This window comes from Lysobacter fragariae (assembly GCF_054779775.1).
The window spans coordinates 1-25,220 of sequence record NZ_BAAGXP010000012.1 but is presented as its reverse complement, the minus strand read 5'-3'; the positions used below and the strand labels follow the sequence as shown (position 1 = coordinate 25,220).

Below are 25,220 nucleotides of genomic sequence, written 5' to 3'. Positions count from 1 at the left end.
TTGGACGAAATAATCCATTATTTCGTCAATTCGACGACAAGGTTTGAGCGTTATGAAGATTACCGCCGCCGACCAGCAGCTGTTGACCGTCCTCCGCGAGAACGCCCGTGCCTCCATCGCAGAGATCGCGCGGCAGCTGAAGCTGTCGCGCACAACCGTCCAGAGCCGCATCGAGCGGCTTGAGCGGCAAGGCGTGATCAGCGGCTACACCGTGCGGGTGCATGACGATGCCGAGCGAGGCCACATCCGGGCCCACATCATGATCACCGTGCTGCCCAAGCAGATGGCCTCGGTGGTCCAGGCGCTATATGCGATGCCGGAGGTGCGGGCGCTGCATTCGGTCAGCGGCGCGTTCGACCTGGTCGCGCTGGGTGTCGTGCCGACCGTGGGTGAGATGGACGAACTGACCGATCGGATCGGCGCCACCGACGGCGTGGAGCGGACCACCTCGTCGATCATCCTGTCGGCGAAGTTCGAGCGATAGGGCGGGTCTTGACCCGCCATCAAGCCGACACGGCGCCCACAACGGCTCTTGCGGCGTCATTCGACCGGGCGGTGCGGCGGGTCAAGACCCGCCCTACTGGTCCAGACCGGCTGGCTCACGGGAAGGTCTTACAATCGCCGGTTCCTTATTTGTCCGCGCGCCCTTGAAAAAGTCCGACTTCAACTACGACCTGCCGCCCGAGCTGATCGCGCAGGCGCCGCTGGCCGAACGTTCCGCCAGCCGCCTGCTGGTGGTGCCGCCCGGTGCCGCCGCTTTCCAGGACCGCGCGTTCCGCGATCTCCCTGGCCTGCTGGAGCCGGGCGACCTGCTGGTGTTCAACGACACCCGCGTGATCCCGGCGCGGTTGTTCGGGCAGAAGGAAACCGGCGGCCGGGTGGAGATCCTGATCGAGCGACTGCTGGGTGGCGCGGAAGCCCGCGTGCAGCTGGGCGTGAGCAAATCGCCGAAGCCGGGCGCCCGCATCGCCCTGGACGCTGGCGGCGAAGCCGAGGTGCTGGGCCGCGACGGCGAGTTCTACCTGCTGCGTTTCCACGTCGCCGAATCGCTGGAACAGTACCTGCTGCATGCCGGACGCCTGCCGCTGCCGCCCTACATCCAGCGCGAACCCGGCGCGGATGATGACGAACGCTACCAGACCGTGTTCGCGCGGGAGGTCGGCGCCGTCGCCGCGCCCACGGCGGGCCTGCACTTCGACGAGATGCTGCTGGCGCAACTGCGCGAACGCGGCGTGCAGTTCGGCCACGTCACCCTGCATGTCGGCGCGGGCACGTTCCAGCCGGTGCGTGTCGACGACCTCAGCCAGCACGCGATGCACAGCGAGTGGCTCAACGTCGGCCCGGAGCTGATCGAACAGATCCGTCACACGCGTGCGGCAGGCGGACGCGTGGTCGCGGTCGGCACCACGGTCGTGCGGGCGCTGGAAAGCGCGACGCGAGTGAACGAAGCCGGTGAACGGGAATTGCAGCCATTCGCCGGAGAAACGCGACTGTTCATTCTCCCCGGTTACCGCATCCGCTCCGTGGATGCGCTCATCACCAATTTCCATCTGCCGGAAAGTACGCTGCTGATGCTCGTGTCGGCATTCGTCGGCAAACAGCGGATGTTCGCCGCGTACGAGCACGCGATCAGCGAACGCTACCGGTTCTTCTCGTATGGGGATGCCATGCTGCTTTTCCCGCAGGCCGATGCGGAGGCGCGCGCATGAGCGGACCTTCGACCAGCAGGATGTCTTTCGAGCTGCTGAAAACCGATGGCGCCGCGCGCCGCGGCCGACTCACCTTTCCGCGCGGCACGGTGGAAACGCCGGCGTTCATGCCGGTCGGCACCTACGGATCGGTCAAAGGCGTATTGCCGGAACAGGTCAGCGAACTCGGCGCCGAAATCATCCTCGGCAATACGTTCCACCTGTTCCTGCGGCCCGGTCTGGATGTGATCGCCGACCACGGCGGGCTGCATGGCTTCGCGCGCTGGAACGGACCGATCCTCACCGACTCCGGTGGCTTCCAGGTGTTCTCGCTCGCGCACAAACGAAAGATCACCGAAGCCGGCGTCACCTTCGCTGCGCCCACCGACGGCAGCAAGGTGTTCCTCGGCCCGGAAGAGAGCATGCACATCCAGAAGGTGCTCGGCTCCGACATCGTGATGATCTTCGACGAGTGCCCGCCGGTGCACGTCAACGGTGCGGCGGTCGGGGCCGATGTGGTGAAGCGGTCGATGGAGCTGTCGCTGCGCTGGGCCGAGCGAAGCAAGCGCGCGCACGAAGGCAACGACGCCGCGCTGTTCGGCATTGTCCAAGGCGGCGTGCACCACGACCTGCGCACGCGTTCGGCCGAAGCGCTCAAGGGCATCGGCTTCGACGGCTACGCGATTGGTGGCCTTGCCGTGGGCGAGACCGAGACCGAGCGCAACCACATGCTCGACCACACCGCGCCGCAACTGCCGCAGGACAAGCCGCGTTACCTGATGGGCGTGGGCCGACCGGAAGACCTGGTCGAAGCCGTCGCGCGCGGCGTGGACATGTTCGATTGCGTCATGCCGACGCGCAACGCGCGCAACGGCCACTTCTTCACGTCGACCGGCGCCGTGCGCATCCGCAACGCGCAGTACGAGCGCGACATGCGTCCGATCGAGGAAGGCTGCGACTGCTACGCCTGCCGCAACGGATTCACCCGCAGCTACCTGCGCCACCTGGATCGCTGCAACGAGATGCTCGGCCCGGTCCTGGGGACGCTGCACAACCTGCGCCACTACCAGCGCCTGATGGCGCAGATGCGCGAGGCCATCGCGACGGGAACCTTCGCCACGTTCCGGGAGTCCTTCTACGCCGAGCGTGGCATGGCGGTGCCTGCGCTGCGCGGGTGACGGTCCGGGTATCGGGTCGTCGTCTCCCGTGAAACCCCCGCAAACCCCTGATTTTCCAGCCCTGACTGCGTGCCCGGACCCCGATGGGAAGTCCGGGGTCGGGGAAATTCTCCGCCGTGGCATAATCGGGCGTTATCTCGCCTCCGGACGACCGAAAGATGAATCTGCTCGACCTTGTGATCGCTCCCGCTTACGCCCAGGCTGCCGGCCAGCCGCAGGGCCTGGGGGGCTTCGGCCTGCTCATGCCGATCGCCCTGATCGCGATCATGTACTTCTTCATGATCCGCCCGCAGATGAAGCGCCAGAAGGAGCACAACGCCATGCTGGGCAAGCTTTCAAAGGGCGACGAAGTACTGACCAACGGCGGCATCGCCGGCGTGGTCACCGACATCGGCGAGAACTTCATCACGGTTGAGGTCGCCGACAACGTGCGCATCCGCATCCAGAAGGGCGCGATCGCCAATGTTCTGCCCAAGGGCACCTTGAAGTCGGCCTGACACGCCGCCACCACGTTCTGCACGACGGCGGCCGGGGAGCTGCCACGGGATCCCTTCGATGTTGACTTTTGCACGCTGGAAATACGTAGTTTTCCTGGTCGTCCTGCTGTTGAGTGCCGTTTACGCGGTGCCCAACATCTTTCCGCAGGACCCATCGGTGCAGGTCACCGCCAACCGCGGCGCGCCGGTCGACGAGGCGCTGCGCAAGCGCGTCGCCGACGGCCTCAAGGCAGCGGGCGTCGCGATCAAGCAGGTGGACCTGGATAGCAAGAAGGGCAACCTGCTGGTTCGCCTGGCCAACCCGGACCTGCAGGTGAAGGCCGCTGACGCACTGCGTCCGCAGCTGGGCAGCGACTACATCGTTGCGCTCAACCTTGCCTCCACCGTGCCGGACTGGCTGGAGAACATCGGCGCGCAGCCGATGCTGCTCGGCCTCGACCTGCAGGGCGGTGTGCACTTCCTGTTGCAGGTGGACCAGAAGGCCGCGCTGGACAAGCGCCTGGATGCCACGGTCGAAGACCTGCGCGTGCTGCTGCTGCGCGACAACAACATCGTCTACCAGTCGGTGGATCGCCGCCCGGACAACAGCATCGTCGCCAGCTTCAAGGACGCCGCTACCGCGCAGAAGGCGATCGAGGTCATCTCCAAGGGCCAGCCGACGCTGCAGCGCGAACCGCAGGGCACCACCGTGGTACTGCGTGTTCCCGAGAACGAACTCAACCGCATCGCGGTTGACGCCATCGAACAGAACGTCGGCACGCTGCGTAACCGCATCAACGCGCTCGGCGTGGCCGAGCCTGTGATCCAGCGCCAGGGCAGCGACCGCGTCGTGGTCGAGCTGCCGGGCGTACAGGACACCGCACTGGCCAAGCGCACCATCGGTGCAACGGCGACGCTGGAATATCGCGCCAACGTCGACGGCGACGCCTTTGAAGCCGCCCGCACCGGCAACGTCCCGCCCGAGGCGCGCCTGTACTACATGCGCCAGCTGGGTCCGGACGGCAAGCAGATCCCGGTGCTGCTCAACAAGCGCGTGATCGCTTCCGGCGACCAGCTGGTCGACGCCAACACCGGTTTCGACCAGCAGAGCGGTTCGCCGGTGGTGTCCGTCCGCCTGAACAGCGCCGGCGGCCAGCGCATGTTCGATTTCACCAGCCAGAGCGTCGGCAAGCGCATGGGCGTGGTCTACATCGAACGCGTGCCGGAAGTGAAGATCGTCGACGGCAAGGAAGTGCGCACCACGCGCATCAACGAGGAAGTCATTTCCGACGCGACCATCCAGGGCGTCTTCAGCACCCAGTTCCAGACCACCGGCCTGAGCGCGAAGGAAGCTTCCGACCTGTCGCGCCTGCTGAAGTCGGGTTCGCTGGCGGCTCCGATGGACTTCGTCGACGAACGCACCGTCGGTCCGAGCCTGGGTAAGGAAAACATCGAGCGCGGCCTGACCGCGGTGAAGTTCTCCTTCGCCTTCGCACTGATCTTCTTCCTGGTCTACTACCGCATGTTCGGCCTGATCACCTGCATCGCGCTGCTGATCAACCTGCTGATGGTGGTCGCGGTGATGTCGCTGGCCGGCGCTACGCTGTCGCTGCCGGGTCTGGCGGGCATCGCGCTGACCGTGGGCATGTCGGTCGACGCCAACGTGCTGATCAACGAGCGCATACGCGAGGAGTTGCGACTAGGCCTGCCGCCGCAGACCGCGATCGCGACTGGTTACGACCGCGCCGCAGGCACCATTGCTGACGCCAACATCACCGCGATGTTGGCCGGCGTGGCGCTGTTCGCCTTCGGTACCGGCCCGATCAAGGGCTTCGCCGTGACGCTGATCGTCGGCATCCTGACCTCCATGTACACCGCTGTCTCGGTCTCGCGCGGCATCGCCACGCTGATCTACGGCGGCCGCCGCAAGCTGAAGTCGATCTGGATCTAAGGGCGCATCGCCATGAAACCTTTCAACGTGTTCCCCTACGACAGCAAGATCGACTTCATGCGCATGCGCATGGTGTCGCTGGTGGTCGCCGCGCTGTTGATGTTCGCCGCCATCGGTGCGATGGCCGTCAACGGCTTCAATTTTGCCCTCGACTTCACCGGCGGCGTTGGCATCGAGCTGCGCTTCGACAAGCCGGTTGACGTCGAAGGCGTTCGTGGACGACTGGCCAAGGCCGGATTCGAAGGCGCGCAGGTGCAGACCTTCGGTACCGGCAACGACCTGCTGGTCCGCCTGCAGGAGAAGGCTGGCGTCGCCAACCAGACGACGGGCAGCATCGCGCAGGAGGTCAAGCTGGCGGCATCGACGGCTGAAAACCCGGCCGATGTCCGCAGCAGTGCGGTGATCAGCGCGCAGGTCGGCAAGGAACTCGCGCTCAATGGCGTGTGGGCCCTGCTGTTCGTGGTGATCGGCTTCCTGATCTACATCTCGTTCCGCTTCGAATGGAAATTCGCGGTGGCTGCGATCATCACGACGCTGCACGACGTGGTGGTCGTGGTCGGCTGGTTCGCACTGGCCGGGCACGAGTTCGACTTGACGGTACTGGCGGGTGCGTTGTCGGTGATGGGTTATTCGATCAACGACACCATCGTGGTGTTCGACCGCGTGCGAGAGAACTTCCGCTCGGTCCGCGCAGCACCGTCGGAGGTGCTCAACGCCTCGATCAACCAGACGCTGTCGCGTACGGTTATCACGTCGTTCGTCGCCTTCCTGACCGTGCTGGCGCTGTACATGTACGGCGGTGCCTCGCTGCGTGGCATGGCCGAATCGCAGATGCTCGGCATCATCATCGGTACGTTGTCCTCGATCTTCGTCGCCTGCCCGCTGCTGATGTGGCTCGGCGTGACCAAGCAGGACCTGATGCCGAAGGCGCGCGACGAGGAAGCGCTGGCGCGCCGTCCGTAAGCCAGCGCCGACTGATGCAAACAAAAAGGCCGCGCAATTGCGCGGCCTTTTTGTTTGGCGATATTGCCAGTTCGGGACTGTAGGGCGGGTCTTGATCCGCTACTCCGAAGGCGAGGCGCCTGCCGCATCGCGGCCGTTGTTACCCTCCGCGATGTTCCCCGCCAGAATGCCCGTGCGTTGCGAGCGGGTGGCGGGTCGAGACCCGTCCTAACGGTCAATCCAGCGCGTTGGCGTAACCGGTCGTGACGATCTTGTTCTGCAGCGCATCGCAGATCTTCAGGTTGCCGGCGACCAGCGGGCGACCCATCAGGCCGCGCGTGTCCATCGGGCCGGTCGAACGGCCGCGGTAATCGACGACCTTGCCACCGGCTTCGCGCACCAGCAGTGCGCCGGCGGCGATGTCCCACGGCTTCACGCCGGACTCGAAGTAGGCATCGGCGCGACCGCAGGCCACGTAGGCCAGGTCCAGCGCTGCCGAACCGGTGCGACGGATGTCTTCGGCTTCCGTCAGCAGTACGTCGATGCATTTCAGCTGCGCGCTGGTGTTCTTGCGCTCGCGCGGCGGGAAGCCGGTGATCAGCATCGCGCCGGCCAGCTCCTTGCGCTCGGCGACGCGAATGCGCTTGTCGTTGAGCATGGCGCCGCTGCCGCGGCTGGCGGTGAATAGTTCGTTGCGCAGGGGATCGAAGATCACGCCGTGGATCGGCTCGCCCGCTTCCACCAGCGCGATCGACACGCAGAAATGCGGCAGACCGTGGAGATAGTTGCTGGTGCCGTCGAGCGGGTCGATCACCCAGGTGTAGCGGCCGGCACCGGAAGCGCCGGTTTCCTCGCCGAGGATCGCGTAGTCCGGGGTCGAGCGGCGCAATTCCTTGATGATCGCCGCTTCGGCGAGGCCATCGACCTCGCTGGCGTAGTCCATCCGCTCTTTCTGCACCACGTTGAGCGCGTCGAGCTTGTGCATGTTGCGCAGGAGCACGTTGCCGGCGGCACGGGCGGCCTTGACCATGAGGGTGACGGCGGGTTTCTGCATGGCGAAGCGGCCTCTCGGGTCTGAGGTTGGGATGGACTGGCGGTGCGAAAGAGCAGGCCGGCCAACGCAAGGGTAGGGCGGCGGGGGCGCGGAGTTTACCATTGCGCGGCATGAGTACCGACCCCAATCCCAAAGATCTGCCTTCCTCCCTCCCCAACCCGGCCGGCCCCAACCCGGCTGGTCCCGGCGACCGCATCCGCGTGGTCCTGGTCGGCACCCAGCACCCGGGCAACATCGGTTCCGCGGCCCGGGCGATGAAGACCATGGGGCTGTCCCGCCTGTTCCTGGTGGCCCCCGAACGCGCCCCGGACGCCGATTCCTATGCTCTGGCCGCCGGCGCCGATGACGTCCTGGCCGCCGCGACCATCTGCGAGACCCTGGCCGAGGCCGTCGCCGATTGCCGCCTCGTGCTGGGCTGCACCGCCCGCAGCCGGCGCATCGCGCTCGAGGAGCTGGAACCCGATGCCGCGGGTATGCGTGCCGTGGCCGGCGCTGCCGCCGGCGCTGAGGTCGCGATCGTCTTCGGCCGCGAGCGCACAGGGCTGACCAACGACGAATACGAGCTGTGCCACGCGGCGGTGCACATCCCCGCCAATCCGGACTACAGCTCGCTCAACCTGGCCATGGCCGTGCAGGTGCTCAGTTACGAAGTGCGACTGGCGGCGCTGGCCGCCGGACCGACGACCGAGGCCGCCGAACTGCGCGACGAGCCCCCGGCGTCGCATGCGGAGATGGAAAGCTTCTTCGAGCAGCTGGGGCAGACCCTGGATGCGATCGACTTCCACAAGGGCCGCGCCCCGGAGTCGGCCATGCGCAAGCTGCGGCGGCTGTTCCTGCGTGCCCAGCCCGATGCCCGCGAGGTGCGCATCCTGCGCGGCGTGCTGGCGGACGCCCAGCGCATGGCGCGGCTGGCCGGCGAACGCGACAAGTAGCCCGCGGTGAGCATGCCGGGCCAACCGCGACGCCTGGCGATGGGTTCATCGAAGCGAAAACGCGGGGAAACAGGCCATAAAGGACGTCATCCGCGCCGTTGGACCGGGCGGAGTTCCGGTGATCGCCGAGCGCCCCGCGGACAGGCTACGCAACCCGCGCGGATTCGATTAGTCTGCAACGTCGCCTAGTCCGGTATCCCCGTCTTGCGCTTCAGTCTGGCTGCCCCGTTGCGTTTCCTTGCCGCGCTGGCGCTCTGCTTCGCCTGCCTGCAGCCGTCGCCAGCGCTCGCTGCCGATGACGGCGTTCTGGTGCTGGGCAGGATCAGCGACGATCCCAAGGCCCACTACGAGCAGCTCAAGGCGCTGCTGGATTACGTGGTGCCGCGCATGAAGGACGTCGGCATCAAGGAAGGCCGCATCCTGATGGCCAAGGACGCGCAGCAGATGGCCAGTTACCTGCGCCGCGGCCGGGTCGACTGGGTCACCGAGACCGCCGGCACCGGCATGATGCTGAAGCAGCGCGCCAACGCAAAGCCGTTGCTGCTCACCGAGCGCGACGGCACCAGCCACTACCACGCCGTCTTCTTCGCCCGTAGCGACAGCGCCATCAAGTCGCTCGACGACCTGCGCGGCCACAGCGTCGCCTTCCAGCGCCCGACCTCGACCAGTGCGTATTTCCTGCCCGCGACCGAGCTGCTCCAGCGTGGCAACAAGCTCGAGCTGTTGCTGTCGCCGACGGACAAGCTGGATTCGAGCGTAGTCGGCTACGTCTTCGCGCGTTCCGAACTCAACATCGCCACGTGGGTGCACAAGCGCCTGATCGATGTCGGCGTGATGAGCAACCTGGACTGGGACAACCCGCGCCGCGTGCCCGCGGCGTTCCGGCGCGACCTGCGCATCATCGGCCAGACCGGCGATGTCCCGCGCGCGCTGGAACTGGTGCGCAGCGACCTCGATCCGAAGGTCGAGGCGAGGCTGCGCCAGCTGCTGTGCGATGCCGCCGCCGACCCCAATGCCGAGGAAGCGCTGCTGGGTTTCTTCAAGACCACGCGCTTCCTGCCGATCGATCCGGCGTCGCAGCACGCGCTGGACGTGCTGGCGCATGGCGTCGTCCGGGTGCGCAGCGATGTGGAGTGAGGCCTGGCGCATGGCGAAGCCGGGCAGGACGTCACACGCGCAGGTGCGCGGCCAATGAACCTTCGTTACGGCCTGCAGGCACGCTTCCTCGCGGTGATGGCGCTGGCGCTGACCGTGGTCGTCGCGCTGATGATCCTGCTGTGGAGCCGCCAGGAGCGGATCCAGCATGAAGTCGAGGACGTCAGCCGCGACGCGATGAACCGTGTTGCCGGAACCAGCCTGCGCCGCCAGGGCGAAGGCATGGTGATCCAACTGTCGGAATCGCTGGCCAATCCGCTTTACTACTTCGACCTGGATGCGATCGGCGTGCTCGGTCGCCAGACGCTCAACCAGCCGGGCATCCGCTACGTGCTGGTGTACGACGGCCAGGGCAACATCGTCCACGATGGCAGCGAGGAGATCCCGAGCTACGGCAAGCGCATGGACGACGCGATGGCCTTCGACGTCATTTCATCGCAGAAGCTGCTTACCCAGTTTGGCGAGGACGTGATGGACATCGCCGCGCCGATCCGCATCGGCAACGAGCGTATCGGCGGCGTGCGCGTGGGCTTCGACCTGCGCGGATTGCGCAACGACCAGGATGCCGCGGTCGCCGACCTGCGTTCGCGGCTGAACGAGCTCGGGCGCCGCCAGTTGCTGTGGGTGATCGTGCTGAGCGCGGGGCTGATCGCGCTGGGCGGCGTGGTGCTCTGGCTGATCCAGCGCTCGCTGGTGCGGCCGATCCGGCAGCTGGCTGATGCGGCGCATGCGATCGAGCTGGGCCATTTCGAGGCCGCGCGTACGCCGGCCAGCGATCGCAACGACGAAGTCGGCGACCTCATGCGGGCGTTCGCACGGATGAGCACGTCAGTGGCGCGCCATGATCGCGAGATCCGGCGCATGGCCTACACCGATGCGCTCACCAGCCTGGCCAACCGGCTCGCCTTCCGCGAGACGCTGGACGAGCGCCTGCTGCAGATGCAGGGCGCGGGTCGCCAGCTGGCGCTGCTGTTTGCCGACATCGACGACTTCAAGCGCGTCAACGACACCCTGGGCCACGATGCCGGCGACGAAGTGCTGCTGCAGTTTGCCCACCGTATCCGCGAGACAGTGAATGCCGTGGGCGGCGAAGGTTCGGCGCTGGCGCGATTTGGCGGCGACGAGTTCGTGATCCTGGTCGAGCCCGACGCGCGTGGCGGCCTGGACGCGCGCGCGGTGGCCAGCCGCCTGGCGCAGGCGCTGGTGGAGGAACTGGGCCGGCCGATCACCGTGCACAATCGCCAGGTATTCCTCGGTACCTCGGTCGGCATCACGTTGTTCCCGCAGGACGCATTGACGGCCAACGCGCTGATGAAGAACGGCGACATCGCCATGTACCAGGCGAAGGTCGCGGGCAAGAACTGCCATCGCTTCTACAGCCGCGCGATGGACCAGGCGGTGGAACGCCGCGTGCACCTGGAGCACGAACTGCGTGGCGCGTGGGAGCGTGGCGAGCTGAGCCTGGTCTACCAGCCGCTGTATCGCGTCGCCGACAACGTGCTGGTGGGCGCGGAAGCGCTGCTGCGCTGGGAACATCCGGAGCATGGCGCCATCGCACCCTCCGTTTTCATCGACGTAGCCGAGCAGAGCGGCCTGATCGAAACGCTGGGCCCGCAGGTGCTGCGTGCGGCCTGCGAGGACGCCGTACGCTGGAGCGCGCTGCGCGGCGAGCGCGATCCGCTCTTCGTATCAGTGAACCTGTCGCCGCGCCAGCTGCGCAGCGGCGACCTGCCGCAGGTCGTCGCGCACGTGCTCTACGACACCGGTCTTGCCGCGAGCCAGCTGCACCTGGAGCTGACCGAAACCGCCGTGCTGGACGATGAGGCGCAGGCCAGCGCGCTGCTCGCGCAGCTGCGCGCCAGTGGCGTGCAGGTGTGGCTGGATGACTTCGGGACCGGGTTCTCGGGGCTGAGCCATCTGCGCCGCGTTCCGGTCGATGGGGTGAAGATCGACCGCAGCTTCGTCGCCGACATCCTGCGCGATCCCGACGACCTGGCGCTGACCACCGCAATCATCGCGATGGCGCATTCGCTGGGCATTACCGTGATCGCGGAAGGCGTGGAGAAGGATGGGCAGTACGAGCTGCTGCGCGAACGCAATTGCGACCTGGCGCAGGGTTACCTGCTGGGGTATCCGGTGCCGCTGGCGGAGTTCATGGCGCTGGTGTGAGTTGCCGCAACGCCAGTGCGCTCGCGCAAATACCCTAAGGTGTGTTTCTCCAGGGTGTCGCGTGAAACAGTGCTGGGCAATTTCGGTACTACAAAATCGGTTCGTGGTGCCGAACTCGGCGCGCACGCCTGATTCAAACGGTGCCGAGCTGGCTCGAACTACTTATGCAGCATGCCGAGCCAGTGCGCGGTCATCTTCGCCAAGCCGCCGGACAACACGCCGAACGCCCCGATCGCTACCGCGCTGGCCACCCACGCAGCGATCAGCAGGCGGCCATCGCGTTCCAGCAGCGCCAGCGCGAACAGCAGCAATAGCAGTGCGAACAGCACGTTGGTGAACGGGATCGGCAGGGTCAGCAGCAATCCCAGCAACACCAGGTGCAGGCCGGTGAAGGCGATCGCCAGGCGATGGTCCAGGAATGCCGCGGCGCGCGGCTTCACCAGTCGTTCCAGGCGCGCCAGCCACGGTCCCAGCCGGTTGCGGAATGTCGCCATCGCATGCCGATGCGGGCCGCGGTTGGCGATGAATTTCGGCAGCCAGGGACGGTGGAGTCCGAACAACAGCTGCACCCCGATCAGGATCACCAGCGGACCGCTGATGATGCCGGCCAAGCCCGGGATGAATGCCGTAGGCACCGACAGGAATAGCAGCATGCCGAAGGCGCGCTCTTCGAGGTCGCTCAGCACCTCGTCGAGCTTGATGACTTCCTGCGGGTCGCCCTCGGCGAAATGATCGAGCAGGGCGCGCGTGCCGGCGTCCGGCGTGCGCCCGGAATTGCCGCGATCAGGCGGCGGTGTCATCGCCGTCTTCGTCCTGTTCGGGCCGGCGTTGCAGCAACAGCTTGTCGATGCGCGGTCCATCCAGGTCGATCACCTCGATGCGCCAGACGCCCCAGTCGAAATGTTCGCTCACGTGCGGGATGCGGCCGTAGTGCGCGATCACCATGCCCGCCGTCGTGTGGAAGTCGTGCTCGTCCTCGCCAGGCAGGCGGCCGCCGCCGATGAGTTCGCGCAGTTCCTCCACGGGCAGGGCGCCGTCGAGCAGGTAGGAACCGTCGGCGCGTTCAACCACGGGAGCCACGTGCGCGTCGTCCTCGGGCGACTGGATGCGCCCCATCACCGCGCCCATCAGGTCGTTGATCGTGACCAGTCCACTGACGTCGCCGTATTCATCGACTACCAGTGCGATCGACTGCTGTTCCTCGCGGAAAATGTCCAGCAGTTTCAGCGCATGGGTGGACTCGGATACGAACAGGGGCTCGTGCAGGTCGCCGAACAGGTCGGGCGTTTCCTCGCCCAGGCGGTCCACCAGAGTCTTTACTTCCAGCACGCCGAGCACGTCGCTGTCGCTGCCACGGTAGACCGGATAGCGCGAATAGCCGTGTTCGCGCATTACTGCCAGGTTTTCCGCGGCCTCGGCGGCGGCATCCAGCCAGGCGATGCGCACACGCGGCGTCATCAGGCTTTCCGCGGTGCGGTCGCCCAGGCTGAGCACGCGATTCATCATCTTGCGTTCGTCGGCGTCGATCACGCCCTGCTCGTGGCTTTCGCTCACCAGCAGCCGGATTTCCTCTTCAGTCACGCGTTCGTCCGCGCCGGTCCCCAACCCGAGCAGGCGCATGATGGTGCGTGTGCAGGTGGCGAGGGTGATCACGAAGGGCTTGGCCGCCTTGGCGAAGAACTCCATCGGGTAGGCGACAGCGGCGGCGATCTGCTCCGGTCGCAGCGTGCCGATGCGCTTGGGCACCAGCTCGCCGATCAGGCCGAACAGGAACAGCATCAGCAGGAATCCACCGGCAAATCCAAGTTTGTCCGCGTATGGCGCAAGCACGGCCACCCGCGCCAACGGCTTGGCGATCTCATCGCCCATGGATTCGCCACCGAAGTAGCCGGTCAGCAGGCTCAGCAGGGTGATCCACAGCTGCACGGCCGAGAGGAAGCTTTCCGGATGCTCGGCGAGTTCGAGCGCCTTGCGGGCGCGGCGGCTGGTCTGCGCCGCCTGCTTGAGCCGGCTCTTGCGGGAGGTCATCACCGCCATCTCCGACATCGCGAAGAAGGCGTTGAACAGGATCAGGGCGAAAACGATCAGGAAATGCAGCATCCGGGCCTTTCCTTGCAGCAGGCAGAGGGGGCTTGGCCGGGTCTGGACGCCATGAGGCGGGCCTGGCTCGGATGCGGCTGTGGGTCGTCGTCCATCGAGGGGTGGGGTGGGGCGTGTGGAGGGTGGCCGCGATCTTAACAGGCACTCCCGTTCCATCCCGGGTTTGAGGGCGGGGGGTGGATTGGGCGAAACGTCACCGAACGGTCATAATCGCGCCCGTTCTGCGCCCGTTCCGTACCTGCCGGGTCGCCCCTTCAAGACAAGCCCAATCGAGCGAGGCCTCCGCATGTTCTCCCTGCAAACCATCTTTGGCCAAGGCATGCAGTTCTATACGCTGCTCGAAGCCGCCGCGACGGCCGCGCACGACAGCACCCGGGCCCTGCACGGGATGCTCAAGGACTCCAGCCGCTCGCCGTCGCTGGACGCCTTCAAGCTCGCCCGCCAGCGCGAGCGCGAAGCCTCCGACAAGATCAGCCAGGAGCTGGTGAACAGCTTCATCACCCCGATCGAGCGCGAGGACATCGAAGCGCTGGGTTCGGCGCTGTACAAGATCCCCAAGCAGGTCGAGAAGTTCGCCGACCGCTACACCATGGCGCTCAAGCACCTGGAAGGCATCGATTTCGCGCCGCGCGCGGCGATGCTGGAGCAGGCCGCCGCCGTGGTGGTGGAGATGGTCCACCAGCTGCGCGACATGAAGCTGGAGAAGATGAAGGAGCTCAACGACAAGTTGCGCTCCATCGAGATGGAAGCCGACCGGCTGATGCTGGAGCTGTACCGCGACATCTACTCCGGCAAGCTCGACCACCTGCAGATGTTCCTGCTGAAGGAGTTCTTCGAGATCCTGGAAAAGGCCATCGACCGCTGCCGCGAGGCGGGCGTCGTCGCCTACCAGATCGTCCTCAAGAACAGCTGAGGCGCCGGCCATGCTGACCCTCCTGCTGGTCGTCATCCTGGCGGCGTTGGTGTTCGAGTTCATCAACGGCTTCCACGACACCGCCAACTCCATCGCCACCGTGGTGGCCACCAAGGTGCTCTCGCCGGCCCAGGCGGTGATCCTGGCGGCGTCGATGAACCTGATCGGTGCGTTCTGGGGAACCGCGGTCGCCAAGACGATCTCCTCGGGCCTGATCAACACCGACGTCGTGAATGTCACCTCGCAGGTGATCATCTGCGCGTTGCTGGGCGCGATCGTGTGGAACCTGATCACCTGGTGGAAGGGCCTGCCTTCCTCGTCCTCGCATGCGCTGATCGGCGGTCTGTGCGGCGCGGCGATGGCGGCGGCGCACAACAACTGGGCGTCGCTGGTCTGGACCAAGGCGGGCGACGGCGACTGGACCACGAACAAGGGCCTGCTGTGGAAGGTGTTCCTGCCGATGGTGTCGTCACCGTTCGCAGGCTTCATGCTGGGCCTGGTGATCATGGGCCTGCTGTTCGCGATCATCGCCGGCATGAACCGCGCTGGCGGCGTGCTGGCGCGCGCGGCACGTCCGCGCTGGGTCAACGCGTTCTTCGGCAAGGCACAGCTGTTCTCCGCGGCGTACATGGGGTTTGCCCACGGCACCAATGACGCGCAGAAGACCATGGGCATCATCGCCCTGGCCGTGTTCGGCGCGCAGGGTGCGGGCGCGCTCGACCACCTGCCGTCGTGGCTGGCGTTCCTGCATCCCGATGGCGGCGAGAAGGACATCGACACCTGGATCGTCGTCAGCTGCGCGCTGATCATGGCGGCGGGCACTGCAGCCGGTGGCTGGCGCATCATCAAGACGCTGGGCCACAAGATGGTGAAGCTGCATCCGATCAACGGCTTCGCTGCGGAAACGGCTTCGGCCACCATCCTCAGCATGGCCGCGCATTTCGGCATGCCGGTGTCGACGACGCACAGCATCTCGACCGCGATCATGGGCGTTGGCTTCGCCAAGAATCCGCGCGCGCTCAAGCTCACCGTGATCGAGCGCATCGTATGGGCGTGGATCCTCACCATTCCTGCGGCCGCCGGCGTGGCCTACGGATTGTTCAAGCTGGTCGAGGCGTTGGGCTGGGCGTAACGCCACAGCCAGACGCACGAATGCAAAGGCCCGCATCTGCGGGCCCTTTGCTTTCCGGATACCGGGTGCGCCGGTTTGCGGAAGAAGTCGAAGTCGTCGTGTTCCGGCTTCGCAAGCAGGTCAGAGCAGATCGCCACCCGCCGACATCATCCGTTCCATGCGGTCGCCCAGGCCGCCGATCTCCAGGATCAGGCGATCGACTTCGGCGCCGTCCAGGCCTTCGTAAGGACGGTTCTCCACCAGCTGTAGGTAGGGCACGCCGTCGAGGTCGCCAATGGCGAGGTAGCCGACCACGCTCTGCCAGTTGAAGGCGAGGGCGCGTTTGGCGTCCATGCCTGTCGTGGGCGCGATGGCCGTGCTCACGCGCAGGTAGGGGCGGCCGTCGTCGTCATCGAGTTCCGACAGGAAGATCGACTGGTGCCGCGTGCCTTTTTCCAGTGACATCTCGATGCAGATGACGTCCTCGTCCTGCATCGTGGCGTGGTAAGCGGCGGTCTTGATGTGGCGGCGGATCGATTCGAAGTTGCGCACGGTCGGGGGACTCCGGCAGCTGGGGTGATAGCGCGGCTATGCTACCGCGATGGACGCCGACTCCACCAAGCGCATCCTTGCCGCCATCCGCGCGATCCCGAAAGGGGAGGTCGCCGGCTATGGCGAGGTGGCACGTCGCGCCGGTTTGCCCGGTCGCGCGCGACTGGTCGCACGCCTGCTGAGCCAGAACGAGGACGCCCGGCTGCCGTGGCATCGCGTGCTGCGTTCCGACGGCCGGATCGCGTTTCCGGAAGGTTCCGCGCAGTGGCGCGAGCAGGCGGTCCGCCTGCGTGGCGAGGGCGTGGTGGTGGAGGGTGGACGCGTGCGCGGCCAGCGCGCCGCAGTGACGGCGGAGGAGGCGCTGGATGCGGAAGTCTGGGGCATGCCCGCGCCATCGCCGCCGAAGGCAAGGCCGCGTGGGAATGCCGGGGTCAAGTCAACGGTAGGCAAGCCGGCTCGCAAGGCGGCGCAGCCGAAGTCGGGCGGGCGCTGACCGTCGTGCCGTTCCGGGCGCTGCGGGGCAATGCGGCTACCATGTCGCATCCCCCGAGGTTGTCGCGATGTTCTCCCGCATTCCCCCCGTTACCCGCTACCTGCTGATCGCCAATGGCGCGATGTTCCTCCTGCAATGGCTGCTGCGCGGTCAGCTGGAGGACTGGCTCTCGCTGTGGCCACTGGGTGGCGGCTTCATGCCGTGGCAGGTGTTCACCTACGCATTCCTGCACGATCCCCGCAACATCGCGCACCTGGCATTCAACATGCTGGCGCTGGGCATGTTCGGTGCGCAGGTCGAATACGTGTGGGGCGCGCGCCGCTACCTGAACTATTACGTCGTGTGCGTCGTTGGCGCGGCGCTGCTGCAGCTGCTGGTCGGCTGGTGGACGATGTCGCAGGGCGGTGATGCCTATCCGACGTTGGGCGCGTCCGGCGGTATCTTCGGTCTGTTGCTGGCGTACGGGATGCTGTTCCCCAACCAGCGCGTGATGCTGCTGTTCCCGCCGATCCCGATGAAGGCGCGGACGCTGGTCATTCTCTACGCCGTGGCGGAACTGCTGCTCGGCCTCAATGGCTGGCAACCGGGCGTCGCGCATTTCGCGCACCTGGGTGGGATGCTGTTCGGCTGGCTGATGATCCGCTACTGGCGCGGACAGCCGCCGTTCGGTGGTGGTCGCGGTGGTGGTCGACGCAAGCCGCGACACTTGCGCATCGTGCCTTGAGCCATGCGTCGCCGAGCAACGCGGCTTGAACACGCTTGAACAAGAGGAAACGGCGCGGAATTCCGCGCCGTTTCGTTACGTTCGTCTGCCCGCTTATTTCGCTGGCATCGTCGGCACGGCAGCCGACCAGATCACGATGGGCGCCTTTGCCTGCATTGCCGTGGTGGTCTTGCAGCCGTAGGCATTGCCGAATCCGGCCACGTTGACCAGCGGGCCGTTCGCACGCCACTGGCCGGGAGCGAACACGCTGCTCGCGGCACGCTGGGTCGCCGCTTCGCGCGTCAGCTGTTGCGGCCACAGGCGCGCCCAACCGGTGAAGTAGGCCTTGCGCGTGTCCTTCGTCGCGCCGGGCGTGGCGGCGTTGTAGGCGGACCACGCCAGCTCCACGCCGCTCTGGTCGGCGATGGCGACATCACGCACCTGGTTGCCGTTGACCTTGATGCTGCCCGCCGTCGGATACGAATACGCGCCGTACTGCGCGGCGACGCGACTGCCCAGTGCATCCCACGCGCTGGATTCGGCGGGCGTCCACCAGTCGCGCAATTCGCCCTTGGCGTCGACCAGACGGCCGCGGTTGTCGATGGCGTGGCTGAGCTCCCGTCCCACCAGCGCACCGAAGGAGCCGTACAGCGCGGCCGTGTCGCTGGTGAGGTCGAAGACCGGCGCCTGCAGCACGGCAGCGGTGACGATCAGACGGTTCTGCGCGATGTCGTAGGCGAGCGCGGGCTGGTGCGGCAGCACGTCCCAGCGACGATCGGCGTTGCCGCGACCGATGCGCTTCATTTCCTCGCGGTGGTGCCAGGTCGAGGCGATCAGCATGTTGCTGCCGAAGCTGCCACGGCCCATCGGCTGCACGGAGTAGTCCAGGTCGCGTCGTGGCGCACCGATTTCGATCTTCACTGCTTCGACCTTCGCGCGCGCTTCGGTCTTCGCTACAGCGCCCAGGCGCGTGTCGCCATCGATGGCCTTCAGCAGGGCGTTGCGCACGTTGGTTGCGATTTCATCGGCGCGTGCCTTGCTGCCGGAAGGCAGGTAGCGGGCGACGTATTCGCGGCCGAGCATCGGGCCGGCGGCGACGTTGATGGCGTCCAGCACCGCGTTCTGGCGCGAAGGCGTCGAGGACTGACCGGCCAGCAGGCGGCCCCGGAAGTCGAAGCTGGCGTCGCGCCATGCACGCGCCATGTACGGTGCCATCGCGTCGCCCACGCGCCAGCGCAGGTAGGTCTTCCACTGCGCCGGCTTGAGTGTCTTGACCAGCGTATCCAGCTGCGCGAACAGCTGCGGGTTGGCGATGGAGACTTCGTCGTCCTTCACGCCCTGCGCCTTGAGGAACTCCGCCAGTTGCAGGTTGCGGTAGCTCTTGGCCAAGGTGCCGACGTCGACGGCGGCGTAATTGCGGCGCGGATCGCGCAGGTCGACCAGCGGCTTGCTGGCCATCGCGATGCGCGATTCCAGGTCGATCACCTGCTGCGCTTCGGCCGCAACCTTGTCGGCGGGCGTGCCGGTCAGCGCGAGGATCTTCTGCACGTAACCGTTGTAGCGCCCCAGCAGGTTGCGGGTATCGGCGTCGGTGCGGGTGTAGTAGGCCGGGTCGGGCAGCCCCAGCCCGCCCTGGCTGAAGTAGCCGATGTGGCGGTTGAGATCGTTGAGGTCGATGTCGGCGCCGAAATTGAAGGCGACCGGGATGCCGACCTGGTGCAGCGCGGCGATCGACGCCGAGACGTCCTTCGCCTTCTTGATCGCGTTGATGCGGGTGAGCAGCGGCGCGATCGGGTTGGCGCCGTCGCGCTCGACGGCGGCCTCGTCCAGGCCACTGGCCCAGAAATCGCCGAGCAGCTTCTGCACGTTGCCCTGCGGTGCGGTCATCGCGGCCTGCAGCAGTTCGAGTTGCTGCAGGCGGGCGCGGTCGCCCAGCTGCTCCATCGCCGACAGCGATTCCACGCCGGGCATCAGCGTGCTGGACTTGAGCCACGCAGCGTTGCTGTAGCCGTAGAAATCGCTGCAAGCGGTGGCGGTCGCCGTGGCACTGGACTTGGCCTTGCTGCTTTTCTTCTTCGCGGCATCGGCATCGGGCGAGGCGAAGCCGGCGACGAGAGCAAGGGTAAGGGCGCAGACAAGCGGCTTGGCGTTAGGCATCGCGGATTTCCGGCGGTTGCAGAGCGGCCGAGTGTAACAAGGGCTTCGTAAACGCCACTGCACACGAGCTCGGGCAACGTGTGAAGCGACGCAAGGGCTCGATGCGTTTGTCGACGCAGCGGTGAAAAAAAGCCTGAAACAAGCCAAAAAGAAAGGCCCGGACGACGAGTGCCGGGCCCCTCCCACCGGCCACCGCGAACGGTGGCCAATTTCGAACGTCGGTCAGGCGACCGGCGTGTCAGCGCATCACCAGATCACGACCTGCTTGTCGCCTTCGCGCACCATCGGCTGGCCCGGCTTGCACTGGAACGCGGCGGCGAAGGCCGGCATGTTCGAGGGCGCGCCGATCGCACGGAACATCGCCGGTGCGTGCGGGTCGGTGGTCAGGCGCACCTTCAGCGCTTCAGGCGTGAAGTTGCGACGCCACACGGTGGCGAAGTTCATGAAGAAGCGCTGGTCGTTGGTAAAGCCATTCGTCTTCGGGTCTTCCTTGCCTTCGGTCGCCTTCTTCATCGCATCAAAGGCGGTGTTCACGCCGCCCAGGTCGGCGATGTTCTCGCCCAGGGTCAGCTTGCCGTTGACGTGTGCGCCCGGCATGGCTTCGTAACCGTCGAACTGGCTGACCAGCTTGTCGGTAAGCGCGCCGAAGCCCTTGGCGTCGGTCGGCGTCCACCAGTTTTCCATGTTGCCGGTCGGACCGAAGCGGCTGCCCTGGTCGTCGTAGCCGTGGGTCATCTCGTGGCCGATCACCGCGCCGATGCCGCCGTAGTTGGTGGCGTCATCCGCGTTGGGATCGAAGAACGGCGGCTGCAGGATCGCGGCCGGGAAAACGATCTCGTTCTGCGACGGGTTGTAGTACGCGTTGACCTGCTGCGGCGGCATGCCCCATTCGGTGCGGTCGACCGGCTTGCCGATCTTGCCCAGCTGCCACTTGTAGTTGAACTCGTTGGCGGCCATCACGTTGCCGAAGAAGCTGTCGCGCGAGGTTTCCAGGCCGTTCCAGTCGCGCCACTTGTCGGGGTAACCGATCTTGGGCATGAAGGTGGACCACTTCTCGAGCGCCTTCTTCTTGGTCTCGTCGCTCATCCAGGCGAGGTTCTCGATGCGCGTCTTCAGCGCGGCACTGAGGTTCTTCACCAGTTCTTCCATGCGCGCCTTGGATTCAGGCGGGAAGGCAACCTTCACGTACATCTGGCCCATCGCTTCGCCTACCTGGCCCTCGATGATGTCCAGCGTGCGCTTGCCGCGCTCCTTCATTTCCTTCTGGCCCTTCAGGGCCTTGTCGTAGAAGTTGTAGTTCTCCTGCACGAAGTTGTCGCTCAGGAACGGCGAAGCGGCGTCGACGAGGTGGAAGCGCAGGAAGCTCTTCCACTGGTCGGCCGGAACGTCGGCCAGCATCTTGCTCACTTCGGCATGGAAGTCCGGGATCGCCAGCGAGAACATCTTCGGCGCGGCGACGCCCTGCGATTCGAAGAACTTCGTCCACGGGAAGTTCGGCGAGAGCTTGTCGGCGTCGGCCAGGCTGACCGGGTTGTAGTACAGGCCGACGTCGCGCGAGAGGTCTTCGCTGGACTTGGAGGCCTTGGCCAGGCGCGTCTCGAAGGCCATCACGTCGCTGGCTTGCTTGCCGGCGTCGGCAGTGGCCACGCCGGACAGCTCCAGCACCTTGGCGATGTGGGCGACGTAGGCGTCGCGCTTGTCCTTCTTGTCGGCGTCGAAGTAGTACGCCTTGTCCGGCAGGCCCAGGCCACCCTGGAAGGCGGTGGCGATGTTCATCGTCGAATCCTTGAAATCCGGATTCGAGCCGAAGCCGAACAGGTTGTTCTCGCCCTTCGCGGAGGTCTTGCGCAGATAGTCGGCGATGCTGTCCTTGTCGGTCAGCGCGTCGATGTCGGCCAGGCGGCTCTTGATCGGCTCGATGCCCTGCGCATTGATCTTGGCTTCGTCCATGCCGGTGGCGTAGAGGTCACCGACGATCTTTTCCACGCCCGTGGCATTCGCCTTGGCGGCGACCTGCTCGGCGAGCTGGCGCTGGACCGCGTTGGAACGCTCATCCAGCATTTCGAAGGCGCCCCAGGCGGAGCGGTCGCCGGGGATGGCATTGGAGGCCAGCCACTTGCCGTTCACGTAGCCGCCGAAGTCGGTGCACGCGTCCTTGGTCGGGTCCAGGTCGTCCTTGCTGAAGCGGTTGACGGGCGGCAGCTTGCTCTCGTCGAGGCTGAGGGCGGCTTCCTGCGTGGCGGGCTTGGCGTCGGCGGGAGCGGCGGTTTCCTGCTTGGCGCACGCGGCCAGCGCGGAGGCAATGGCCAGCGACAGCATGAGGACGGCCGGCTTCGAGGCGGTCTGGATAAGGGGCACAGCGGACTCCGGGAGATTTGGAAGGACGGTCGGAACGCCCTTTTCGGGGCGACGGGCGACATTAGCCGGCAACCGTGGTCGGTTGCGGGTGTAGAAGGTCATGCGCGCGTGCCACAGCCTCGTGGTTTCGTCGATGATGCGGTCTCCGCCCGCCCCGGACTTGGTCCAGACGGCCGGGACGCCGCAACCCGCAAATCCAGGAGGTATGCCATGCAGGTCCATTTCCACGGAGCGGCGGGGGAGGTCACCGGATCCCTGCACGAGGTCCACGCAGCCGGCCACCGCATCCTGCTGGATTGCGGCATGTGCCAGGGCAGCCATGAAGCTGAACGCCGCAACGCCGACCCGTTCCCGTTCGAACCCGGCCAGATCGACGCGCTGGTGATCAGCCACGCCCATATCGACCACATCGGGCGGGTGCCATTGCTGGTGAAGCGCGGCTTCAAGGGGCCGATCCATGCGCAGCAGGCCACTGCCGAACTGATGTCGATCATGCTGCTGGATGCCGCCGGCATCGCCGAAGGCGAAGCCGTGCGCGCCAACCGCCATCGCCGAAGCGGCGAGCCCCTCGTCGAACCGCTCTACACCCGCGACGATGTCGATGTCGCCCTGCAGCGCGTGCAACCGCTGCCCTACGGCAAGCGCACGACGATCGTTCCCGGCATCGACATCGTCTTCCGCGATGCGGGACACATCCTGGGTTCGAGCATCACCGAGATCTTCGCCGACGGCCGCAAGCTGGTGTTCTCCGGCGATCTGGGCCCGAAGAACACGCCGATCCTGCGCGACCTGGAAACCATCGACCAGGCCGACCTGGTGCTGATGGAATCCACCTACGGCGACCGAAACCATCGCGAGCGCGCGGACACGATCGCCGAGCTGGGCCGCATCCTGGACGACGCATGGGAACACGGCGGCAACGTACTGATCCCGGCGTTCGCGGTCGGGCGTTCGCAGGAGCTGCTGTACTGGTTCGCGCGACACTGGGACGAATGGAAGCTCGCGCGCTGGCAGATCTTCCTCGACAGTCCGATGGCGGCGAAGGTGGTGAAGGTCTACGACGGCAACCAGGACCTGTTCGACGCCGACGCGCGTCGCGTCTGGGCGTCGCGGCCGAATCCGTTCGCCTTGCCCAACCTGCAGTTCACGGTGACCGCGCAGGAATCGATGGCGATCAACCAGGTCGAACGCGGCGCGATAGTGATTGCGGGCAGCGGCATGGCCAACGCCGGGCGCATCCTGCACCACCTGCGACATCGCCTGTCGTTCGAACACACCCACGTGGTGTTTGTCGGCTACCAGGCCGAAGGCACGCTGGGCCGGCGCCTGGTCGACGGCGCGCGCTGGGTGCGCATCCACGGTCGCGACGTTCGCGTGAATGCACAGCGGCACACGATTGGCGGACTGTCGGCACATGCCGACCAGCACGGCCTGATCGAGTGGTACGGCGGTTTCGCCAATCGCCCGCCTTTGGTGCTCGTGCACGGCGAGGACAAGTCGCGCGAGGGTTTATCGGGAGAGATCGGCGAGCGCTTTGGCGTCACCGCGATGCTGGCGCGGCCGGGGATGAGCGTGGACGTCTGAGGCAAGGAACCGGTGGTGCCGGGTTGCCTGGCGCCACCCGCAGTTCAACGACGTGGCCTGTGGTGCTGAGCCCTGCTCGGCACGCCGTTGTCTTTCGTCGCCGTCGATGCCTGCGGGGTGGGACGGACACGATCGTCGCCGGGGTTTTTCGGTCGCGCCGTTTCAGTTCAGTGCGTACAACGGGATCGATCCGCGACGCAATATCAGAAAATTCCTACCCGTATCCGCAAGCCTGTCCGATGGGCTTCCTCCGGTCCTGCGCGGCAACATGTTCGTGCAGAACCGATGGATATCAAGGACAGCGAAGCATGTCGTACGACGTCGAATCAATGACCCTCGGACTGGCCGATGCGTGGCTCTTCGGCCTGCTGGAAGAAGACGATCCGGTCGCACGATTCGTGCTGGAGGAGGCGGACGATCCGCCCGGCACAGCCGCGTCGTACGAAGCCCGGCCGCGCCTGTACGACGAGGTTCGCCGCGTCATCCAGGTCAAGCACTACAGCACGCGTACCGAGGCGGCCTACCTGGGCTGGATACGCCGCTTCATCATCGCCAACGGCAAGCGCCACCCGCGCGAACTGGGCGCGGAGGAGGTCGAGCAGTTCCTGTCCTCGCTCGCCACCAAGGGCCGGGTCGCGGCTAGCACGCAGAACCAGGCGCTGTCGGCGCTGCTGTTCCTGTATCGCGAGGTACTGCGTATCGACCTGCCGTGGATGGAGAACGTGGTTCGCGCCAAGCATCCGCGGCGCTTGCCCACGGTGCTGTCGCGCGAGGAGTGCCAGCGCATCCTCGCGCAGATGGACGGGCGCCCGTGGCTACTCGCCAGCCTCCTCTACGGCACCGGTCTGCGACTGATGGAATGCCTGCGGCTGCGGGTGAAGGACGTCGACTTCGCACGCAACGAGATCACCGTGCGCAACGGCAAGGGCGGCAAGGACCGTCGCACCGTGCTGCCGAAATCGCTGACGGATCCGATCCTGCGTGAAGTCGAGCGCGCGCGGATGTTGCACAACGCGGACCTGGCGGAAGGTTTCGGTTCGGCGTGGCTGCCACATGCACTGTCGCGCAAGTACCAGAACGCCGATCGCGACTTCGGGTGGCAGTACCTGTTTCCTTCCGCGCACCGTTCCATGGATCCGCGCGACAACGTGGTCCGGCGCCATCATTTCGATGATGCCGTGCTTTCACGCGCTTTGAAGACGGCCTGCAAGCGCACCGGGATCGTCAAGCCGGTTTCCGCGCACACGCTGCGGCATTCCTTCGCCACCCACATGATCGAGGCCGGTTACGACATCCGCACCGTGCAGGAGCTGTTGGGGCACAAGGACGTCGCCACCACGCAGGTCTACACGCACGTGCTCAACAAGGGGGCAGGTGGTGTGCTGAGTCCGTTGGATCGATGAGCGCGAGCTTGGGATTTTCGAGAGGATTGGCGCATCGGTCTTCCAATGTCGCCAATTCCGCGAAGGCGGAGGTGCTTCCACCTGGGAATGACGACGTCCTGTAGGGCGGGTCTTGACCCGCCATGCACACCTCAAGAACGCTCAATCGATCCCTACGGAATCTCCACTGCGCGCATGACGCACAGACAAAAGAAAAGGCTCTGTTCGCGTTGAGTAGTGATCGTCTCAGTCGGTGAGCCCGTCATCGCGCAGATTTGGCACGACGGCCCGAGGGTTTCGGGCGGCAGGAGCCTGCGATGCG

Annotated in this window: 19 protein-coding genes and 3 pseudogenes; 16 read left to right on the top strand and 6 right to left on the bottom strand. The window is 66.0% G+C overall.

Annotated features, from left to right (window positions below; translation table 11 throughout):
* Positions 1 to 52 precede the first annotated feature (52 nt).
* From ACYVD7_RS12030 to secF, 6 genes are all read left to right on the top strand, one after another.
* Positions 53 to 484, top strand: a complete 432-nt coding sequence (locus ACYVD7_RS12030) for an Lrp/AsnC family transcriptional regulator (RefSeq protein ID WP_460763470.1) — start codon at positions 53 to 55, stop codon at positions 482 to 484.
* Positions 485 to 647: 163 nt separating this feature from the next.
* On the top strand, positions 648 to 1,709 hold the full coding sequence (gene queA / locus ACYVD7_RS12025) for a tRNA preQ1(34) S-adenosylmethionine ribosyltransferase-isomerase QueA (protein WP_460763466.1): 1,062 nt from the start codon (positions 648 to 650) through the stop codon (positions 1,707 to 1,709).
* Entirely contained in the window at positions 1,706 to 2,866 is a 1,161-nt protein-coding gene (gene tgt / locus ACYVD7_RS12020) for a tRNA guanosine(34) transglycosylase Tgt (protein ID WP_460763464.1), read from the top strand. The genes queA and tgt overlap by 4 nt, the downstream gene beginning before the upstream one ends.
* 158 nt (positions 2,867 to 3,024) lie before the next feature.
* Complete coding sequence (yajC, locus tag ACYVD7_RS12015) at positions 3,025 to 3,363, top strand: preprotein translocase subunit YajC (protein WP_460763461.1); 339 nt, start codon at positions 3,025 to 3,027, stop codon at positions 3,361 to 3,363.
* Between the two features lie 58 nt (positions 3,364 to 3,421).
* Positions 3,422 to 5,293 (top strand): protein translocase subunit SecD, encoded by a 1,872-nt coding sequence (gene secD / locus ACYVD7_RS12010; protein WP_460763458.1) that lies wholly within the window; start codon positions 3,422 to 3,424, stop codon positions 5,291 to 5,293.
* Between the two features lie 6 nt (positions 5,294 to 5,299).
* Positions 5,300 to 6,256 (top strand): protein translocase subunit SecF, encoded by a 957-nt coding sequence (gene secF, locus ACYVD7_RS12005; RefSeq protein ID WP_460764223.1) that lies wholly within the window; start codon positions 5,300 to 5,302, stop codon positions 6,254 to 6,256.
* A gap of 214 nt (positions 6,257 to 6,470) precedes the next feature.
* On the opposite strand, the gene ACYVD7_RS12000 is transcribed toward secF, so the two are convergent.
* Entirely contained in the window at positions 6,471 to 7,289 is an 819-nt protein-coding gene (locus tag ACYVD7_RS12000; RefSeq protein WP_460763455.1) for an inositol monophosphatase family protein, read from the bottom strand.
* A gap of 110 nt (positions 7,290 to 7,399) precedes the next feature.
* Between ACYVD7_RS12000 and ACYVD7_RS11995 the strand changes: the two genes are divergently transcribed.
* From ACYVD7_RS11995 to ACYVD7_RS11980, 4 genes and pseudogenes are all read left to right on the top strand, one after another.
* Positions 7,400 to 8,221: an RNA methyltransferase gene (locus tag ACYVD7_RS11995; RefSeq protein ID WP_460763453.1), complete on the top strand. Its 822-nt coding sequence runs from the start codon at positions 7,400 to 7,402 to the stop codon at positions 8,219 to 8,221.
* A gap of 228 nt (positions 8,222 to 8,449) precedes the next feature.
* The gene (locus ACYVD7_RS11990) at positions 8,450 to 9,358 is read left to right on the top strand and encodes a phosphate/phosphite/phosphonate ABC transporter substrate-binding protein (RefSeq protein WP_460764221.1); all 909 of its coding nucleotides are present in this window, start codon (positions 8,450 to 8,452) and stop codon (positions 9,356 to 9,358) included.
* 54 nt (positions 9,359 to 9,412) lie between these two features.
* Positions 9,413 to 10,729, top strand: a pseudogene (locus ACYVD7_RS11985) (diguanylate cyclase domain-containing protein); the annotation flags it as partial.
* A 75-nt stretch (positions 10,730 to 10,804) separates the two neighbouring features.
* A pseudogene (locus ACYVD7_RS11980) lies at positions 10,805 to 11,545 on the top strand (putative bifunctional diguanylate cyclase/phosphodiesterase); the annotation flags it as partial.
* A 158-nt stretch (positions 11,546 to 11,703) separates the two neighbouring features.
* Here ACYVD7_RS11980 and ACYVD7_RS11975 read toward each other — a convergent pair.
* A complete protein-coding gene (locus ACYVD7_RS11975; RefSeq protein ID WP_460763451.1) occupies positions 11,704 to 12,345 on the bottom strand; it encodes an exopolysaccharide biosynthesis protein in 642 nt (213 codons plus the stop codon).
* Positions 12,329 to 13,645 carry a hemolysin family protein gene (locus tag ACYVD7_RS11970; RefSeq protein WP_460763448.1) on the bottom strand — a complete coding sequence of 439 codons (1,317 nt, stop codon included), beginning with the start codon at positions 13,643 to 13,645 and terminating at the stop codon, positions 12,329 to 12,331. The genes ACYVD7_RS11975 and ACYVD7_RS11970 overlap by 17 nt, the downstream gene beginning before the upstream one ends.
* A gap of 286 nt (positions 13,646 to 13,931) precedes the next feature.
* Between ACYVD7_RS11970 and ACYVD7_RS11965 the strand changes: the two genes are divergently transcribed.
* A complete protein-coding gene (locus ACYVD7_RS11965; protein WP_460763445.1) occupies positions 13,932 to 14,558 on the top strand; it encodes a DUF47 domain-containing protein in 627 nt (208 codons plus the stop codon).
* A gap of 10 nt (positions 14,559 to 14,568) precedes the next feature.
* Positions 14,569 to 15,690 carry an inorganic phosphate transporter gene (locus ACYVD7_RS11960; protein WP_460763443.1) on the top strand — a complete coding sequence of 374 codons (1,122 nt, stop codon included), beginning with the start codon at positions 14,569 to 14,571 and terminating at the stop codon, positions 15,688 to 15,690.
* A 120-nt stretch (positions 15,691 to 15,810) separates the two neighbouring features.
* Here the strand turns inward: ACYVD7_RS11960 and ACYVD7_RS11955 are convergent, their stop codons facing one another.
* Positions 15,811 to 16,221, bottom strand: coding sequence for a hypothetical protein (locus ACYVD7_RS11955; protein ID WP_460763440.1), 411 nt, complete (start codon positions 16,219 to 16,221; stop codon positions 15,811 to 15,813).
* Positions 16,222 to 16,270: 49 nt separating this feature from the next.
* Here ACYVD7_RS11955 and ACYVD7_RS11950 point away from each other — a divergent pair.
* A pseudogene (locus tag ACYVD7_RS11950) lies at positions 16,271 to 16,603 on the top strand (MGMT family protein); the annotation flags it as partial.
* 178 nt (positions 16,604 to 16,781) lie between these two features.
* Positions 16,782 to 17,438, top strand: coding sequence for a rhomboid family intramembrane serine protease (locus ACYVD7_RS11945; RefSeq protein ID WP_460763438.1), 657 nt, complete (start codon positions 16,782 to 16,784; stop codon positions 17,436 to 17,438).
* 93 nt (positions 17,439 to 17,531) lie between these two features.
* On the opposite strand, the gene ACYVD7_RS11940 is transcribed toward ACYVD7_RS11945, so the two are convergent.
* Both ACYVD7_RS11940 and ACYVD7_RS11935 read right to left on the bottom strand, forming a co-directional pair.
* Positions 17,532 to 19,574, bottom strand: a complete 2,043-nt coding sequence (locus tag ACYVD7_RS11940) for a M13-type metalloendopeptidase (protein ID WP_460763435.1) — start codon at positions 19,572 to 19,574, stop codon at positions 17,532 to 17,534.
* A 246-nt stretch (positions 19,575 to 19,820) separates the two neighbouring features.
* The gene (locus ACYVD7_RS11935) at positions 19,821 to 21,893 is read right to left on the bottom strand and encodes a M13 family metallopeptidase (RefSeq protein WP_460764219.1); all 2,073 of its coding nucleotides are present in this window, start codon (positions 21,891 to 21,893) and stop codon (positions 19,821 to 19,823) included.
* A gap of 249 nt (positions 21,894 to 22,142) precedes the next feature.
* Here ACYVD7_RS11935 and ACYVD7_RS11930 point away from each other — a divergent pair, with 249 nt between their 5' ends.
* Together ACYVD7_RS11930 and ACYVD7_RS11925 are read left to right on the top strand one after the other, a co-directional pair.
* Entirely contained in the window at positions 22,143 to 23,516 is a 1,374-nt protein-coding gene (locus tag ACYVD7_RS11930; protein WP_460763433.1) for an MBL fold metallo-hydrolase RNA specificity domain-containing protein, read from the top strand.
* A gap of 458 nt (positions 23,517 to 23,974) precedes the next feature.
* The gene (locus ACYVD7_RS11925; protein WP_460764216.1) at positions 23,975 to 24,919 is read left to right on the top strand and encodes an integron integrase; all 945 of its coding nucleotides are present in this window, start codon (positions 23,975 to 23,977) and stop codon (positions 24,917 to 24,919) included.
* Positions 24,920 to 25,220: the final 301 nt, after the last annotated feature.

Coding starts and splice junctions, on each gene's coding strand:
- ACYVD7_RS12030 (WP_460763470.1), top strand. CDS start 53: ATGAAGATTACCGCCGCCGACCAGCAGCTGTTGACCGTCCTCCGCGAG.
- tgt (WP_460763464.1), top strand. CDS start 1,706: ATGAGCGGACCTTCGACCAGCAGGATGTCTTTCGAGCTGCTGAAAACC.
- yajC (WP_460763461.1), top strand. CDS start 3,025: ATGAATCTGCTCGACCTTGTGATCGCTCCCGCTTACGCCCAGGCTGCC.
- secD (WP_460763458.1), top strand. CDS start 3,422: ATGTTGACTTTTGCACGCTGGAAATACGTAGTTTTCCTGGTCGTCCTG.
- ACYVD7_RS12000 (WP_460763455.1), bottom strand. CDS start 7,289: ATGCAGAAACCCGCCGTCACCCTCATGGTCAAGGCCGCCCGTGCCGCC.
- ACYVD7_RS11995 (WP_460763453.1), top strand. CDS start 7,400: ATGAGTACCGACCCCAATCCCAAAGATCTGCCTTCCTCCCTCCCCAAC.
- ACYVD7_RS11975 (WP_460763451.1), bottom strand. CDS start 12,345: ATGACACCGCCGCCTGATCGCGGCAATTCCGGGCGCACGCCGGACGCC.
- ACYVD7_RS11970 (WP_460763448.1), bottom strand. CDS start 13,645: ATGCTGCATTTCCTGATCGTTTTCGCCCTGATCCTGTTCAACGCCTTC.
- ACYVD7_RS11965 (WP_460763445.1), top strand. CDS start 13,932: ATGTTCTCCCTGCAAACCATCTTTGGCCAAGGCATGCAGTTCTATACG.
- ACYVD7_RS11960 (WP_460763443.1), top strand. CDS start 14,569: ATGCTGACCCTCCTGCTGGTCGTCATCCTGGCGGCGTTGGTGTTCGAG.
- ACYVD7_RS11945 (WP_460763438.1), top strand. CDS start 16,782: ATGTTCTCCCGCATTCCCCCCGTTACCCGCTACCTGCTGATCGCCAAT.
- ACYVD7_RS11940 (WP_460763435.1), bottom strand. CDS start 19,574: ATGCCTAACGCCAAGCCGCTTGTCTGCGCCCTTACCCTTGCTCTCGTC.
- ACYVD7_RS11935 (WP_460764219.1), bottom strand. CDS start 21,893: ATGCTGTCGCTGGCCATTGCCTCCGCGCTGGCCGCGTGCGCCAAGCAG.
- ACYVD7_RS11930 (WP_460763433.1), top strand. CDS start 22,143: ATGCAGGTCCATTTCCACGGAGCGGCGGGGGAGGTCACCGGATCCCTG.